The organism is Paenibacillus athensensis (assembly GCF_004514475.2).
Classification (GTDB): Bacteria; Bacillota; Bacilli; order Paenibacillales; family NBRC-103111; genus Paenibacillus_AL; species Paenibacillus_AL athensensis.
This window is the reverse complement of the sequence record NZ_MYFO02000014.1, coordinates 82,967-98,104: the sequence shown is the minus strand read 5'-3', so window position 1 is coordinate 98,104 and position 15,138 is coordinate 82,967. Positions and strand designations below refer to the sequence as shown.

The window sequence follows — 15,138 nt, the reverse complement described above, 5'->3', positions numbered from 1 at the left end:
GCATGCTCTATACGTTCAATTGGTTGCTCATCATCGTTCTGGTGCTGCTAGTCGGAACGCTTCTCTATTTTCGGATGTCTGATCGTAAAATTGCTGGCAGGTCATCAGATGAGCAAATCTATACCCTTGAAGCGATGACAGATTACGTGAAGCATGCCCTCCATAAAATGACCAGCAGCAACCTTTACGACCTTGGCCTGTCTGAAGAAGAGCTTCAACGCAGGAAAAACAAACGGTTGGAATTAAAGCGAGCACTGCGCGGCTGTACGTCCGGCGATGTAAGGGACAAAGCGTATGTGAAGCAATTTTTGTTCGATCTGCTTTTGCATGCGTATGGGCTTAATGAAACCAATATTAATCAAATCATTCCGTTTGATGAGCCATATGAGCTGACGCCGCAGGACCAGTTCGACATTTTGCTGTATCAATTTAAGAAACGATATCGTTACGATGCGCTAACGGAATTGATTCAAAAATACGACCTGGATCGTCCCAAGCGCCTGATTGAAGATGGGCAGACCGAATCGTACCTGATCACCGCCGATGAAATTGACGACATCTATAAAAAGGAAGCGCGTCGGCTGCACTTCGAGGATAAGCTGTATATCATCGTACAGCGTATTTATCAGCAGTATAAAGGCTTCAGCGTCGTGGACGAGCTGCGCGACATGAACATTGACGGCGTGTCCGGCGGGGTGTCGGGCTTGCCGTCTTCCATGTGGGAAGGAGAATGGGAGTTTAACGCGAACCAACTTTTGCGTCGGAGACCTAAGTCCCATGACAGCGTTTGGATCTTTTATAAGGGCAAGTCCATTCATTTGGCATTTTTATCGTTTGGTTCGGAGCAGGAGCTGAAGCGGGTTTGCCAAAATATTTACAAGTTTAATTATCCTGGTCAATTGTCAGAGAGCAACGGGTTTAAGGTCAATGAGATGAAAGATGGCTCGCGTGTTGTGGTGCTGCGCCCCCGTTTTTCGGAATCATGGGCCTTTTTTGTGCGCAAATTTGATGTTCCGAAAGCGACGCTGGAGCAATTGATTCAGGATTCCAATGCAAGGCTGCCGATCGGTCTGATTCAGTTTCTTGTTAAAGGCTGCCGGATTACTGCGATCACGGGCGCACAGGGGAGCGGCAAGACGACGCTTTTAATGGCGATGGTCAAGCATATCTATGCGACCTTTACGATTCGTGTGCAGGAGATGTCGTTTGAGCTGCATTTGCGGAAAATATATGAGGATCGCAACATTCTGAGCCTCCGCGAGACGGATCATATTTCTGGTCAGGACGGGCTGGACATTCAGAAAAAGACGGATGGCACGGTCAACATTTTGGGCGAGGTAGCGACCGACCCCGTGGCGGCGTGGATGATTCAAATGGCGCAGGTGGCTAGTCTTTTCACTTTGTTTACCCATCACGCCAAAACGTTCAGAGATCTGGTCTTTTCCCTTCGCAACTCTCTGCTCAAGACCGGCATGTTTGCAAGTGAAAAGATAGCGGAGCAGCAGGTGATCAGTGTCATTAACTTTGATATTCATCTGAAAAAGGATTACAATGGCCGCCGCTATATTGAGCGGATTACCGAGTGTGTGCCGCTCGATCATGAAATCGTCTATCCGAACGATTACAAGCATGCAAGGACGACAGATCAGAAAATAGAACGATTCATGGATACGGCTGCTGAATATTTCAGACGATCGACAGATCGGAGTCTGTATGAGGCTAGGAATGTTGTGGAGTTCCGAGAGGGTTGTTATGTCGCCGTGAATCCGATCTCGGGCAGAAACGTTAGCGAGATGATGGAGCTTATGTCCGATACAGACCGGGAATCGTTTGCGTCGTTCCTCGCTGCGTATTGGGGGGACGAACATGGACAATAAGTCGCTGCTGCTTGCCTTGATCGGCGGCTCCTTGATTCTTTTTTTAGCGGCAGTGATTGGGTTTAAAACTCTCGCTAGGAAAAATACGGGGCAGGGTTCCATGCGGGAGTATCAGAGGCTGCTTGCACCAGGGAAACGGGATACTCTACAATCCGTCTACAGTCGGCTGCAGAGGCTGTATGCATGGCTTGCCCGCATCCCCTTATTTCAAACGTACTTGGCGAATATTCGCAAGCGCCTGAGCAACCTTCACACTTATGACGAGTGGACACTGCGTAAAGAAACGATGAACATTGCTTTATCCGCATGGGGCGCACTGTCACTCGCAACTTTGCTGCTTTTGTTACTCAGTCATGATGTGCTCTCGCTGCTTGCCATTGTTATCAGTATGTGGGTCGGTCACGGGATTATTGTCGATGTATTTGTAAGTCGGCTTGAAAACCGCCTGCTTTGGCAACTTCGCAACTTTTTGGCCGATGTGCGGCATCATTTTCATCAGCATGGGATGGTGGAGGAAGCGATCTATGACGCAACGGAAGCCTCTCCTTATGAGGTAGGGTTGCATGCACAGGCGGTTTACGATGTGCTAACCGCGAGCAATTCGGAGGAACGGCTGGAGCAGTATTACGAAACGGCCCCCAATCGCTTCCTGAAGGGCTTTGCCGGTATTTCCTATTTGGTGAGAGAGTATGGAGATAAGCTTACGCAAAACGGTTCTCTATATTTGAAGGCGTTAAGCCGGTTAACAACGGAGTTGAATCTGGAAATTTTGCGGCGAGAAAAGCTGAGTTATTTGCTGCAAGGACTTACTGCCATCGCCCTGATTCCAATTTTGTTTACAAAGCCGATTGAGCATTGGGCGCTAGGGCATTTTCCGGCTATGAATGATTTTTATGAGGGAAAGCTGGGGTTTCTCACTAAAATATTCCTTCTGGCGATTATTTTCGGATCGTATGTGCTGCTGCGAAAGATGCAGGAGCTGGATGGCAGCAAAGGTGTGAGCCAAAGGAAGCCGTGGGGACAGAAGCTCTACGAAATTCCGTGGCTTCGCTGGATTGTTGATCGCATCGTCCCTGCACCAGCTACGAGTGAAGCTATACGAAGCGGGAAGCTTCTCAAGGAAACGAATTCGCCGCTCCGACTGGAGTGGTTTTTTGCGCAGCGGATTTTGCTTGGGGCGCTTTGTTGGCTTGTTTCACTGGGCATGTTCATGACCATGCATTTCATTGCGATTCATCACATCGAAACGTCTGCTCCAAATGAAAGGCTGTTCGGCCAGCTATCCTCGGCCGAGCAGGCCAAGGCAGTCGAAGAGACGGCGCTTGACCGCCGAATTATAGCTGTTGTGAAAGGCATGAGTGAACAGGTTAACGAAGCCGTCATCGCCGAATTGCAAAAGGTTCCGCAGCTTGCCCAGGATGAAGGGAGGCTGACAGCCGCCGCGCATCGGATCGTCCAAAAGCTTGATGCGATCAATGGGGAGTACATGAAATGGTGGGAGGCTATGCTCAGCCTGTTGATCGGCTGGGGAGGTTATGATGCGCCACTCGGTGTTTTGTGGTTCCAGAAGCGTATGCGCCAGATGGAGATGAAGCATGAGGTCGATCAGTTTCATTCCGTCATTGCCATGCTGTCAGAGATGGATCGAATGTCGGTTGAAGAACTGCTTGAATGGCTGGAGCGTTTTGCTGTCATTTTTAAATCGCCTCTCCAGCATTGTTTGCTCCATTACGAGCAGGGAGCGGAGCGAGCGCTAGAGCAATTGAAGGAGGACTCGCCATTTCCACCCTTCGTGCGTACCATCGAAAAGCTGCAGCTCGCCGTGGAAAAAATCCCGATCCGGCAGGCATTCGACGATTTGGAGACGGAATATGCGTTTATTCAAGAGCAACGCAAGCAAGAGTATGAACGAATCATTGATACTAAAGCGGGCTGGGGACGCATGATCGGTTTCGCACCGATGTATGCCCTTATTTTTTTATATCTGGTTTTTCCACTCGTCTATGTAAGCTTGAATCAGATGGCCCTGTACTATGAGCAGCTTCAAAAAATCCAGTAATTCAAAGGAGTCTGATGAAACATGAGTAACGCACAAAAAGCGCTGGTGATGGCAGCCGGACTCTTTCTTGCCATTGCCCTGATCACGATTGCAGTTGTCATGTTCGTTTCCGCCCAAGAAGCCACGAAGGCCGCGCAGAACAATTTTTCCAACATTCAAACCGAGCTTTCGCAAACAGCCTTCACGGTATATGACAATACTACGGTTTCCGGCAGTCAGGTTGTCAATGCGCTGCGAAAATTTTCCGATCAAGATCAATTCGGCATCCAAATCATTACAGGGAAGAATCCGGTCGGTTCGTGGTATGGCAAAGTGATCAATGTGGTCGTACCGATCGGCAGTATCACGTATGGTTCGGTAGTTGGGCCGGCTCCGGGTGTGCTGGCCAATGCGATGGATGAAGCCAGCAACGATTATGTAAACCCCAGCGGAAAATTCAAAGCCCACATCGTTAAGGATAACAGCAATGTCATCCGAGCAATTGTATTCACTCAGCAATAAGGGGGTGCAGGTTAAGCCGGACATGCCTTCTTTACCTTCGTGACAGAGGCATGTCCGGCTTTGTTATGAAAGGAGGGCTGGTCGGCAATGGGAAGTTCTGTTCGCTCTATGATAGAGAGAAGCTTTGCATTTGCTGTTTTTCTTGCTACCGTAACAGTTGGTTTGCTACTGCTTCAAAACGGCTTAAAGACGGTTGATCTTGCGTATATGTCCAACCGCGCTGCCGATTACAGCATTCACTCGACATTATCCCCAATAGCGGGGGACGGCACTGTGTCTGGTGCGGAGGTGCTGCAATCGATAGGTTGTATCACCGAGATTGGCGCCGATATAATCGTTGATGGCGTTGTATATCCGGCTAATTTGAAGTTGGAGGAAACGAATCTTTCAGGTATCCGCACGAGCGGGAAGTACGCCCCGACTTATATTCGGGGAACGCATGGGGAATTGCAAACCATCATCTTTACCTCGGCATGAAAGGGGGAGATTGTGATTAACAGTCTAACCAAAGTATTCGCAATCCTGATCGCTGTTCTTCTATTATATATATTTCCGATTTCCGCTGCCTTCGATCATCAGGACGATGTCTCGGAACTGGTTGTACTGAGAACCGTAACTACGTTTGTTGATGCTGTGCGGGATAAAGGGTATATCAGCCCTGAGATGTATAATGACTTTTTTGCAGAGCTTCATGCGACAGGGAACACATTCGATATCCAAATGGAGCATGATCATAAACGGTATGATCCGGTCTATGACGACCCATTGAATCCAGCAACATTTCACAATGAATACGCTGTCCATTACGATTCATTTTATAATGCGCAGATCATGAAGGTTCTTTTCCCTGACACAACAGCGGCGAAAGATGCTCTGAATCGCCGTTATTTGCTCGATGCGGGCGACTATTTTTACGTAACTGTGAAAAATACGAACCGGACGAACGGAACTGTTTTACGGGATTTTTTAAACAACGCCAACAGCAGCTCAGTAAAAATATTCGTCCCGTATGGAGGGATGGTGCGCAATGCGGATCATTAAGCTGGCGATTGTTGGTGTTCTGCTTGTATTTCCTTTATACATCATCCTCGGCCTTCGGATTGCTGAACAGCGGCAAGCCCTGCTCACTGAGTTGCGCTATAACGCGGCGATAGATGCTGCGGTGGATGATGCAGCTAAGGCACTGATCTTGAACGCGGATCAAGGAAAAGAGGCGCAATATGATTCAGCCAAGCGTATGTCTGTCAACAAGGAAGAAGCGATTCAAGCTTTTTATCGGACACTGTACATGAACTTTGGCGTATGGGAGGATACGATCTCGCAAGGTGATCTGAACCGCTATATACCGGCAGTGGTTGTCATTGGATATGATGGTTACTGGGTGTATGCGGAAGATGAGTTTACGAATGCCGTGGGGGAAAAAGAGCTTCGTCCCGTCTGGGGTCCGAAAAAACCTTACGCCTATGTGGATGCGCAGGGAAATAGCCTGTCCTTTACGTTGGACGATTACGTGACCGCCTACGAGCAAAGCAGCGGAAGCTGGAAGCATGGTTTTCGCTCGGAAATCGGAGGCTCGTCAGCCATTCCGCTGCTTCATGATGCAGCTACGTTCGAGCAGGTTCGTCGCAGCACGATTGTGAATGCGATACAAAATGAACTGGCGTACCGAATCAATCTTCACAATAGGTATGCGGCAAGGGCAGGAATCTCCTACACTTTTACGCTGCCGACAATTAGCCAGGAGGATTGGAACAGCACGATTGATGATATCGGTGTACTAGCATTCGTGCAGGGCATTCCGATGGGAACAGGGACATATAACAATTATGCGCTCGGCGGAAGCAGAGTGCTGCAAAAGCAGGTATACGCCGCAGCGCTCAAGAACGGGATTCCCTATTATTATCTCCGTTCGTGCAGCATGCCTTACCCGGTACGAGAGACCTTTTCCTATGCAAAAAATGCCGCTCAGCAAGGATATATTCCGCTATCGTGTGCGAATTCTTCTTCAAAATAGGGGCAAATGAACCGCTTAAAAAGAGTGGACGGCTTCGGAAAGACGGTTTAAGATGGAGACAAAACAGTAAAATATTGGTTGGTATATGTACAACCAACTTGCCGGAGGGAGAGAAATGAGAAGGGCAACGTTAATCGTTTTGAGCGCACTCATGGCAGCAAGCATCGTCGGAGCCGACAACAAAGGAAGTGTTGTTGAAGCCAAGGCTCTCTTTTCTGATGTACATGGGCATTGGGCGGAGTTGTCAATTGAAAAAGCGGTTCAAAAGGGATATGTGGACGGATACCCTGACGGTTCATTCAAGCCTGACGCCGATGTGACACGCGCTGAGTTTTTAAAGCTGGTTGATACTGCACTGCAGGTTCCGGTTTCAGGCGTACAAGCCGATGATGCATGGTACGAGCCTTATATCCAGGCAGCAGTGGATGCTGGATTTCATGAGTGGAGCGACTTTACGAGCGGAGACTGGGATACACCGATAACCAGGAAGGAAATGGCTCGAATAGCTGTTCGAGCGGCAACGGGCGACCCGAACAGGGACGAGCGAAAATGGATGTACTTGGCGACAAAGGCAGGTTTGATTAACGGCTTGGATGATACGGGGACTCTTGGAGAAGAAGAAACGACAACGCGTGCGCAATCGGTATCGATCATCGAACGCATCCTTTCCATTAAAAATGGCCAAGCATTGCCAATCGAGAAGCATGCGGTTTCTCGGGCAGAAGTAGCATGGCATGGAACCAACGTGTATACGATGCTTCCGCGTTATTTTAATCCGAAATACCAGGATCGTTTTGATATACAGAAGGCCCAGTGGGACTCCTCTGACGGAAATTATCATGAACAATTGGAAAGCTATATCGTGGTTGACCTCGACGATCCGAAGGACCCTTTTCAGAGTGAGATTGAAGGAATTTCGTTCACCTATGAGACTTATGAAAATGGGCGGAAAGGAGGGCGGGTGGATGCGGCTCCCAAACATGCATTTGCCGCTTACTCCAAGGTGAAGCAAGTCATAAAAGGGCAATATCCGCTCAGTCTTATTGTCAACTTTGGCGGCTCCGTAACGATGAGTCAGATTGTACCCCAGGACGCGGTTAATAATAAACGATCTGACTGGATGTCATATTATGCATCGCAGGAATCGACGGATCGCATTTATTACTCCAAAGCTTCCACGCTGTCCATGCTTTCACAATGGCATATAGATAAGGGCCTGAATCCGTATTATGCAAAAGATTTTCCAAGCGATGGCGGTACATTTTACTGGATATCGGCTCAAGCGATTCCAAAAGGGGATTATTACTCCTTTGACGATACGTATACGGCTTTGCGCTACACTCCCAATTTAAGCTATATGAACTCCTACGGTCCGAAGAAATCGATTGTTTTGGAGGAAGCAATAACGGACTACACGGTCTCCAATCCATAACGGAGGACAGCTATATGAAAAAAATACAGTTTGGGCAAGGGGTTATGCTATTCTCCTTGCTCTTTGGCACGCTTGTCGCAGACTTGTCAAATTACAGCTATGCTAAATCGCCAGATGTGACCCAAACCGGCAATCTGGAGTTTCCGCTCGACTATCATACGGCTAGAGGCGGCGACGGTACGACCTATTTTTCAAGAAACGCAGCCTTAACGCCAGAGTTGATTGACCTTGCCAGCTTGGGTATTGAAACGTCAAGGGTACAATCGGCTACATTAACTTCAACCCTTGGAACTGCGACATGCTCCACAACAGCGTGTACATTTACGAGCGTGAGCGGTACGCCGAACCCTGTCCATGCCGAAACGACAATTTCCGGTTACTTTGATTGGTGGCGAAATCAGGCCGGATCGTATCATAGCTACTGGTGGTCATTCGACCTTGACGGAACGACGCATTACTCCATCGCAGGGGGTGAACAAGCATATTATGACGCCGGTCGAAACACTTCCGTATCGGCCAGAAGCTTTCCAGGTGATGCCTCGTATCCCATTTCAGGCTGGAATGTTAACGGTTCGGAACTGACTTATACAAACAGCGACAGTATCAGCAATTTAAGCTCGGCGTATGTCGCCTTCGAAAATGCGTTATTATCGCTTCAACCCGGATCATTCGTCGTAAACTACCCGACTACTGTGGCCTCCGATGCTAGCGGAAGCATATCTTTTGATGCAGATATAGGACCGTTCGATGGCTCCGACCCCAGCTATACGCAGCTTGGCAGCAGTCCGCTTGGCTATCGCTTTCCATATAGCTTTAACATCATATTCAAAGGCCAGACCTACACCTACACCGGCAACTGGACGTTGCATGTTGTTTATTCGGACGGAGGTGGTGGGGGAGAGCCGACACCGTTGCCGCCAAGCGGAGGCAGCGGGAGCTGTACACCGGCCATTGGCTCCCCCAATCAAGGAACCGCGATGTTGGGAAGCGTGCTAGATCCTTTGACCAGCGGTGTGGTAAAAGCTGACAATCGAGGAAACGAGAAGTTCGACGTCTTGCAGGGGATTCCTACTTCAGAAAGCTTATATACCAATGTGTTTGCTTTCAATTATTTGTATAAACAAAACTGGGTGCAAATGTCGGGTAAAATCACTTACTCGTGTTCCGTTACTGTGACTTATACGCGACAATGGCAAGAGTCGCAGCCTGATATATGCTTCAGCAGTGACGAGGGAGGGACGGTTTGTGTTCCGCAGCCACCGCGAATCAGGCAAGATTCACAAAATAAGCCCTATCATTTCACAATTGAACGCAGCTATTCCTACTGGCAAATTAATAATTTGGAACTGTACTCAATCAATCGGGCGGTAGTGAGCAACTATGCGCTGCCGGGAGGAAGCGTTACAATGATTCCTGCTGAATATACCCCTCCGACGTTGCAATCCCATCATGATGCCAATGTAAATAATCATGTTTATCCGGCGGCATCGCCGACGATTACGTACAGTCCGCCAGTCGTTCAGGGCGGTCTTGATTTTCCGCCATCACTGCCGGATGATACGGGGATATTAAAAGGGATGGCCGAACGAACCCCCGACCCGCAAGTGAAAAATGATTTGGTCAAATTCAACGGCTCCAGCACAATGAGCGACGCACTTACTACGCGAGACGGATCGATACCGAGAAACATACCAAGCCCGACAACCATCGGGCAAAATGTGTTGTACAAGAGCGGGAATATCATTAGCAAATCGCTTGTGAACCGAGCGAATACGCCAAGCGCCGGAACGATTTACTACGACCTATTGTCGGGAAACGTGGGAGGAGGCTCGAATCTATCCTTTCCTATACAGGGTATCAATACCGTAACCGTGCATACGCCGGTCGTTAACTACGCGACAGTGTCCGATGATCAGACCCACAACCAAAAAACGAATCCGACCGCCGGCCGTTCGGCTATTATTTTGGATCGGCCATTTTCAGTGACGATTCCGACGAGCGGCCAGCATCGCAGCATTCCGGGTTACGGCAATCGGGATTACGGCAAATATATAAAGGATAAGCAGATCTGGTTTCCGTTCGATGTGTATACTGCCGACAAATCTACATTTATACCCAAAGAAACGTGGACATCCATTCCCGTATCGCAGGAGAGAACCACTTTTTTCCTGCCAGTTTGGGTGGATGAAGGGAATTATGAAGTCCTGTTTCGTACATTTGCCGAAAACAGCCCTTCCTCCGGTTTTACGGCACAAATGAATGCAAATTTGGATTTGACTAACCATGTGGCAACCCAGGTTGTTCCGGTTGAAGTCATTGGTCGTCTCTACGATTTTAAAATCACTGATATAGCTGATTACAATTGGGAGAAGGTTTTTCGAACACAGCATGGCAGCAGTACGCCGACCGGAACCAAGTATTGGGTTGGAACAAATGGAATTGACGGTTCGCCGCGAGGAAACAGCTTTCCTTTTGTGCTGCCGATCCGGCAGGGAAGCAATCCGCTTCCGGGCATGATGAACATCGCAGTCAAGACCGGGTATCACTTCAAATTCGAGGTCACAACGAAGGGGAATATGTTTGGCTCGCAGGATGGCATCCGAATGACGCCAACCTTTACTTTCGTGGATAAAACGGGGAGTAACCGTCAACCAGTTGACCTCTATTACCATACGAATGACCAAAAATTTGTGCGCATCGGTTCCAGCGACGATCTTGAGAGGAGGTACGTAACACTCGACGCCCGTCTGCGTAACGTACCTCAACAAGAATTGACCGACACGGCTGCATCGCTTTGGAGCTTGTCAGGAAATACAGGCAGCACTCGGGAGTCGTATATCGATAAATATCTGAAAAACGCTAAAAAGCCAACGTATGTCGGCGGTTATGATGTGCTTATTCTTCCGCCGCCGCTGCGGACGTTTATCGGAAGCATGTCCGTTCCAACAGGAGTGAGTGCTGCGAGGGCGAATGCCTCCGTACAGCTTTGGCGCGGCGAATACAGCCTTCCGGCGGCGCCCTATGTCGTTCCGAAGGGCATTGACCTCGCGGTATATGGCAAAAGTCATCAACTGGACGATAACGCGCCGGTCTTTTTGAAGAACGGATACATTATTGTCAATTTCAATATCGAGACGATTCGCAATCAGGACTTGGATCATCCTAATCTCCAGTACATTCATGCGCCGCTAAGCAATCAATGGCAGATGGAAGGCTTTCAGCGCAGCTTCACCGATCCTTATGGCGTGTCGTTCCAAGTGCAAGATGGCGATGTAATTTTCTACAATGCCGACCAGTCCTCCTACGACGATTTCGGTGCAGGCGGAACGCATTGATGGTTTTTTTATCAAACGATTGAATGTGGCATGATCGGCAACAGCGGTCATGCCATCTTCATTTCATGAACGGGGGAGATGAACATGCGATTTGTAGATAAGGGGTCATGGTATATGGGCAAACGGTTTCTAGGGGAAGTGGATGGTTATTATTTGGAAGTGCAAGTGTTTTCAGAGCCATCTCACTATGGGATTGCCCAAGGCAGAATCAGTCGACTGATCGTATACCCGGATCGGTCGGCCCAATTCAACCGCAAGCTTGTTAATTACGATCGAGGGTGGGATGGCGGTCCGCCGACCGACTCACGAATCCGCGATGTGATCGAGAAAACGGTGCAATATTTTGACCGTAAAAGTATCGACTGGTCGTTCGAGGCGCGGAGATAACAAGAAATTTTCCAACATGAGTGAAATCCATTCAAGATAAATCAAAAACGACTTGCAAGCACCTGCTGAGCAGAGTTAAGCTAGGACACACCTTTCAAGGAAGGAGGAATAAGTGTGAATGGTTTACCTGCATGGATGGCAGAAGCGTTTCGCAATCGCTTTGATTCGCTTTGTCAGCACATACATGAAAATCCCAAGCAGCAAGCGGAATGGAGGCTTGTCGATGTTTCGTTTGAACGGTTGAGGAAAACAATGTCGGATGAGCAGCGGAGGTGGTTTTTGGAATGGGATGCGCTTATGGGGTTTCAGACCTCCAAGGAGAAAGAAGAATTGTATCTGCACGGATTTATGGATGGAATTCAGGTTTATGCCTGTTTGGGAGAAAGAAACTGCAGAACTTATGCCGTGAATCTGTCGGGGAATGCTGGGCCATCTGAATAGCGCAGGGCGTAAGAAAAGCAGACTTTTGTTCGTTGTTGCAAATGCTGACGCAGTTATATGAAGTCGTAAAAATGAAATCAAGGCGAACAAACGAAAAACCTGTACATACATGATTTTCATTTGATGCAGGCAAAAAGAATGCAGATTAGGTGATTTTGTTCATCGATCTGCTGAGGGTGCTTCTCTTATTTTACTCGTAGTGCTGAGCCACAAGCTCGGCCTGTGGCTGCTGCGGCGAAAATAAACTTTCAGGGAAGTAGTCCATTTTTCATTTATGGAAAACCAGAATTGAAAACCAGGCCAATACAGTGAGCCGTCCCATTGGGGCGGTTTTGCTGTTTTCAAGAGCAGATGGGGGGCTTTAATGTCGAGAGTGGGGTTTCATTGCAAAAGATGCGGGAAAACGATCTTCGTTGAGCAGCAAATCTACGACCGAATTTATAGAGGACAGGAGCATTGCCTGTCTTGCCGGAAGTGAATTTGCCCCTAGTTCTTATTGCAATATATGAGTACATGGAGGCAACTGAGTAATTCAATCAAAAAGTATTAGCACACATCGTTCTTCGAGGCAAGTTTGCTTGATGGAGACCATGAAGAAATGGAGGGATACCATGCGAAACGTCGTTGCATTTCCCAATGAGCATATGGCTACGAGAAGAAGAAAGAACATCATTGACATGGATAGCAGTTCTTCCAGCGGTTCTGATATCAAGCTGTCTTGGGATGAAGCCGTTGAGATTTATCTGCGTGCGAAGCGTTCTGAAACAGCTTCCGAACGAACTGTTTGCCATGAGCAGGAAAATTTGGCGAGCTATAAGCGCATATTGTTGGAACAAGACTTGGAACCAAGCGTGGAAAAGATTACGGTTGAAGCTGTACGAAAACATTTTGTGATGTACATGGTCGAGCAAAAAGGGTATGCGCTTAGCACAATCAATAATCGGATTAAATCATTAAAGCGCTTCTTTTCCTTCCTGCATCGTGAAGGCTGGATTCTGAACAATCCGCTGCTTCTTTTGAAAGCTCGCAAAGGCCAACAGAACCCCATCTGTTCGTTCACGGAAGAACAAATCGGCAGCCTGCTTGCTCAGCCCAATCAGCATACCTTTACCGGACTTCGAGATTACGCCATGCTGACGCTTATTTTAGACACAGGCTTGCGATTAGGTGAGCTTGTGAAGCTGCAACTGAATCAAGTTGAGCTAAAAGGCTGTTTTTTACAAGGAGTGCTCGGTAAAAGCCGTCGGCCGCGGGATGTTCCCTTTTGCGACGACCTACGAAAAATCATGACGAAGTATATAAAGATTCGCGGCGACTTGCCGAGCAATTATTTGTTTGTCACGATTGACGGCAACCCGATGAAGGAACGATCCATTCAGGAAATTATCAGCGAATACGGTAAAAAGGCACGGATTGAGGGCGTGAGGGTCAGTCCTCATACATTTCGGCATACATTTGCCAAGCTGTACATTATGAATGGCGGCGATCCTTACAGCTTGCAGGAGATTTTGGGTCACACAACCCAAGACATGGTCAAGCGCTATGTGAATTTGTGGAAGCCGGAGAAAAAGCTTCAGCATGCGAAGGCATCGCCGATGAAGAATTTGATTCGAGGGGGGACAAGGAAGGGCTGAGTGTAGAACAAGGATAGCGGCAGCGCGCAGCAAGGAGTGTTGCCTCTGCCGCCCATTATGGAACTAGTGTTCTCCGTTAAGCTTGCTTATAAATTGATTGAGAGAGAGTACCTTCAGAGCGGGCTTGATATGGCTAAATATTGCTTGACTCCTCTTAAAACATTTTTCATCAGACGTTACAAAGATGTCAGCACAAATGGCGTATATTAAATGCTCAATATCATGCACGCTACTTTTAATTGCACGTAAATCGCTATTTTTTTCTTTCCAAAAACCTAATACATCAAATGCATTATAAAGTTTATAAATTATATTATTGATTCGAATGTAATTACTTTCGGGATTAGCCAGATTTTTGATGCTATCTAGAGTAAATCCTGATGAAAGTTGCTTAAGGACTCCCTCTAATAGATCCTTATCCTTTTCAAACAAATCCATGTTGTTAATACTCTTGCTATATTCCAAATATTTTTTATGTAAAATCGTTCTTCCTTCATACTTGAGTAATCTGAGTTTTTCAACGAGAGCAGCAGCTTCTCCCCTATGCTCAAAAACCCTTTTTAATCCGGTTTTTGGATCTTCATAAAAAAGTTTCAATCCGTCATCCCAAGGTAATATTATCAATTTTTCAGTTAAGTCAATAATTTCATTTAAAATATGTTCTTTTTTATCCTGGTCGGATCGTTTGTTAATTTCCTCCAAATGAGAGGGGCTGTAGGCATAATAAAAATCTATTTTACTTTTGTTAACAAGTAACTTGAAATCAGCATCTTCCTCATACTTTACCAGCACATTTTGGTCAAAATACACGATTGGCTTTGTGTTTCTAATAAAGGTTCTTTCAATACGAAATACGTTATCATTCTTTTTTTTGGCAATGAGCTCCAGAATACTATCTTGTATTTGTATGATCTTATGGTAATGAAGTTTTTCCTCCACTGCTTCAATACTTATACGCTCATTTATTAAATTCGAGATAAGATCTAGGTACAAACTAAAATCGAGACAATGTTTACAACTGTAACAGATTTTTTTTGAAAAAAACTCTTTATAGTATTTATAGATAAAAAGGATAAGCTCTCGATCAATTGCTTTTAACTTATTAATTTCGCTTGCTTCTTTAGCGATCATTTCTTCCAGTAGCAAAGACAGATCTTTATTTAATTCTGCTGCAAATTCACAAAAATGTACTTTTGATAATCTCTGGAGAACTGATACTGACTCTAGCCAGGTCAATTTATAATCTTTGTAAAGATTGATTAAATCATGAAAGGAAGGGAAATTCTCTAATTCTTTAGGATTTTCATTTAATAGGTCTAAGATATAAACCGCAAATATTCTGTATTTAACTCCAGAGTTAATATCATTGATAAATGTTAAGTTTTCGTTTAATTCATTAATATCGTTGCTTAATAGGTCGTAGTTTTTATTCATGCGTAGTAGCCCTCCTTTTGGTTC

12 protein-coding genes are annotated in these 15,138 nt (G+C 46.7%); 11 read left to right on the top strand and 1 reads right to left on the bottom strand.

The features are described 5' to 3' along the window. Positions 1 to 2: 2 nt before the first annotated feature. The 11 genes from B5M42_RS20910 (at position 3) to B5M42_RS20860 (ending at position 13,680) form a co-directional block, all read left to right on the top strand. Entirely contained in the window at positions 3 to 1,877 is a 1,875-nt protein-coding gene (locus tag B5M42_RS20910) for an ATPase, T2SS/T4P/T4SS family (RefSeq protein WP_134754253.1), read from the top strand. Further along, positions 1,867 to 3,936 carry a hypothetical protein gene (locus B5M42_RS20905; RefSeq protein ID WP_134754251.1) on the top strand — a complete coding sequence of 690 codons (2,070 nt, stop codon included), beginning with the start codon at positions 1,867 to 1,869 and terminating at the stop codon, positions 3,934 to 3,936. The genes B5M42_RS20910 and B5M42_RS20905 overlap by 11 nt, the downstream gene beginning before the upstream one ends. Before the next feature lie 21 nt (positions 3,937 to 3,957). Then, complete coding sequence (locus B5M42_RS20900; protein ID WP_134754249.1) at positions 3,958 to 4,437, top strand: ABC transporter permease; 480 nt, start codon at positions 3,958 to 3,960, stop codon at positions 4,435 to 4,437. 87 nt (positions 4,438 to 4,524) lie between these two features. Further along, positions 4,525 to 4,914, top strand: coding sequence for a hypothetical protein (locus B5M42_RS20895; RefSeq protein WP_134754247.1), 390 nt, complete (start codon positions 4,525 to 4,527; stop codon positions 4,912 to 4,914). Between the two features lie 15 nt (positions 4,915 to 4,929). Further along, the gene (locus B5M42_RS20890; protein WP_134754288.1) at positions 4,930 to 5,478 is read left to right on the top strand and encodes a hypothetical protein; all 549 of its coding nucleotides are present in this window, start codon (positions 4,930 to 4,932) and stop codon (positions 5,476 to 5,478) included. Continuing rightward, positions 5,465 to 6,451, top strand: coding sequence for a hypothetical protein (locus tag B5M42_RS20885; RefSeq protein ID WP_134754245.1), 987 nt, complete (start codon positions 5,465 to 5,467; stop codon positions 6,449 to 6,451). The genes B5M42_RS20890 and B5M42_RS20885 overlap by 14 nt, the downstream gene beginning before the upstream one ends. 115 nt (positions 6,452 to 6,566) lie before the next feature. Then, positions 6,567 to 7,883 (top strand): S-layer homology domain-containing protein, encoded by a 1,317-nt coding sequence (locus B5M42_RS20880; RefSeq protein WP_167690017.1) that lies wholly within the window; start codon positions 6,567 to 6,569, stop codon positions 7,881 to 7,883. 14 nt (positions 7,884 to 7,897) lie between these two features. Continuing rightward, the gene (locus B5M42_RS20875; RefSeq protein ID WP_230633089.1) at positions 7,898 to 11,218 is read left to right on the top strand and encodes a DUF5704 domain-containing protein; all 3,321 of its coding nucleotides are present in this window, start codon (positions 7,898 to 7,900) and stop codon (positions 11,216 to 11,218) included. Positions 11,219 to 11,302: 84 nt separating this feature from the next. Continuing rightward, complete coding sequence (locus tag B5M42_RS20870) at positions 11,303 to 11,605, top strand: DUF7678 domain-containing protein (RefSeq protein ID WP_209280736.1); 303 nt, start codon at positions 11,303 to 11,305, stop codon at positions 11,603 to 11,605. Positions 11,606 to 11,719: 114 nt separating this feature from the next. Continuing rightward, positions 11,720 to 12,046 carry a hypothetical protein gene (locus B5M42_RS20865; protein WP_134754242.1) on the top strand — a complete coding sequence of 109 codons (327 nt, stop codon included), beginning with the start codon at positions 11,720 to 11,722 and terminating at the stop codon, positions 12,044 to 12,046. A gap of 611 nt (positions 12,047 to 12,657) precedes the next feature. Then, positions 12,658 to 13,680: a tyrosine-type recombinase/integrase gene (locus tag B5M42_RS20860; RefSeq protein ID WP_134754240.1), complete on the top strand. Its 1,023-nt coding sequence runs from the start codon at positions 12,658 to 12,660 to the stop codon at positions 13,678 to 13,680. 63 nt (positions 13,681 to 13,743) lie between these two features. On the opposite strand, the gene B5M42_RS20855 is transcribed toward B5M42_RS20860, so the two are convergent. Beyond that, on the bottom strand, positions 13,744 to 15,114 hold the full coding sequence (locus B5M42_RS20855) for a hypothetical protein (RefSeq protein ID WP_134754238.1): 1,371 nt from the start codon (positions 15,112 to 15,114) through the stop codon (positions 13,744 to 13,746). Between the last annotated feature and the right edge of the window lie 24 nt (positions 15,115 to 15,138).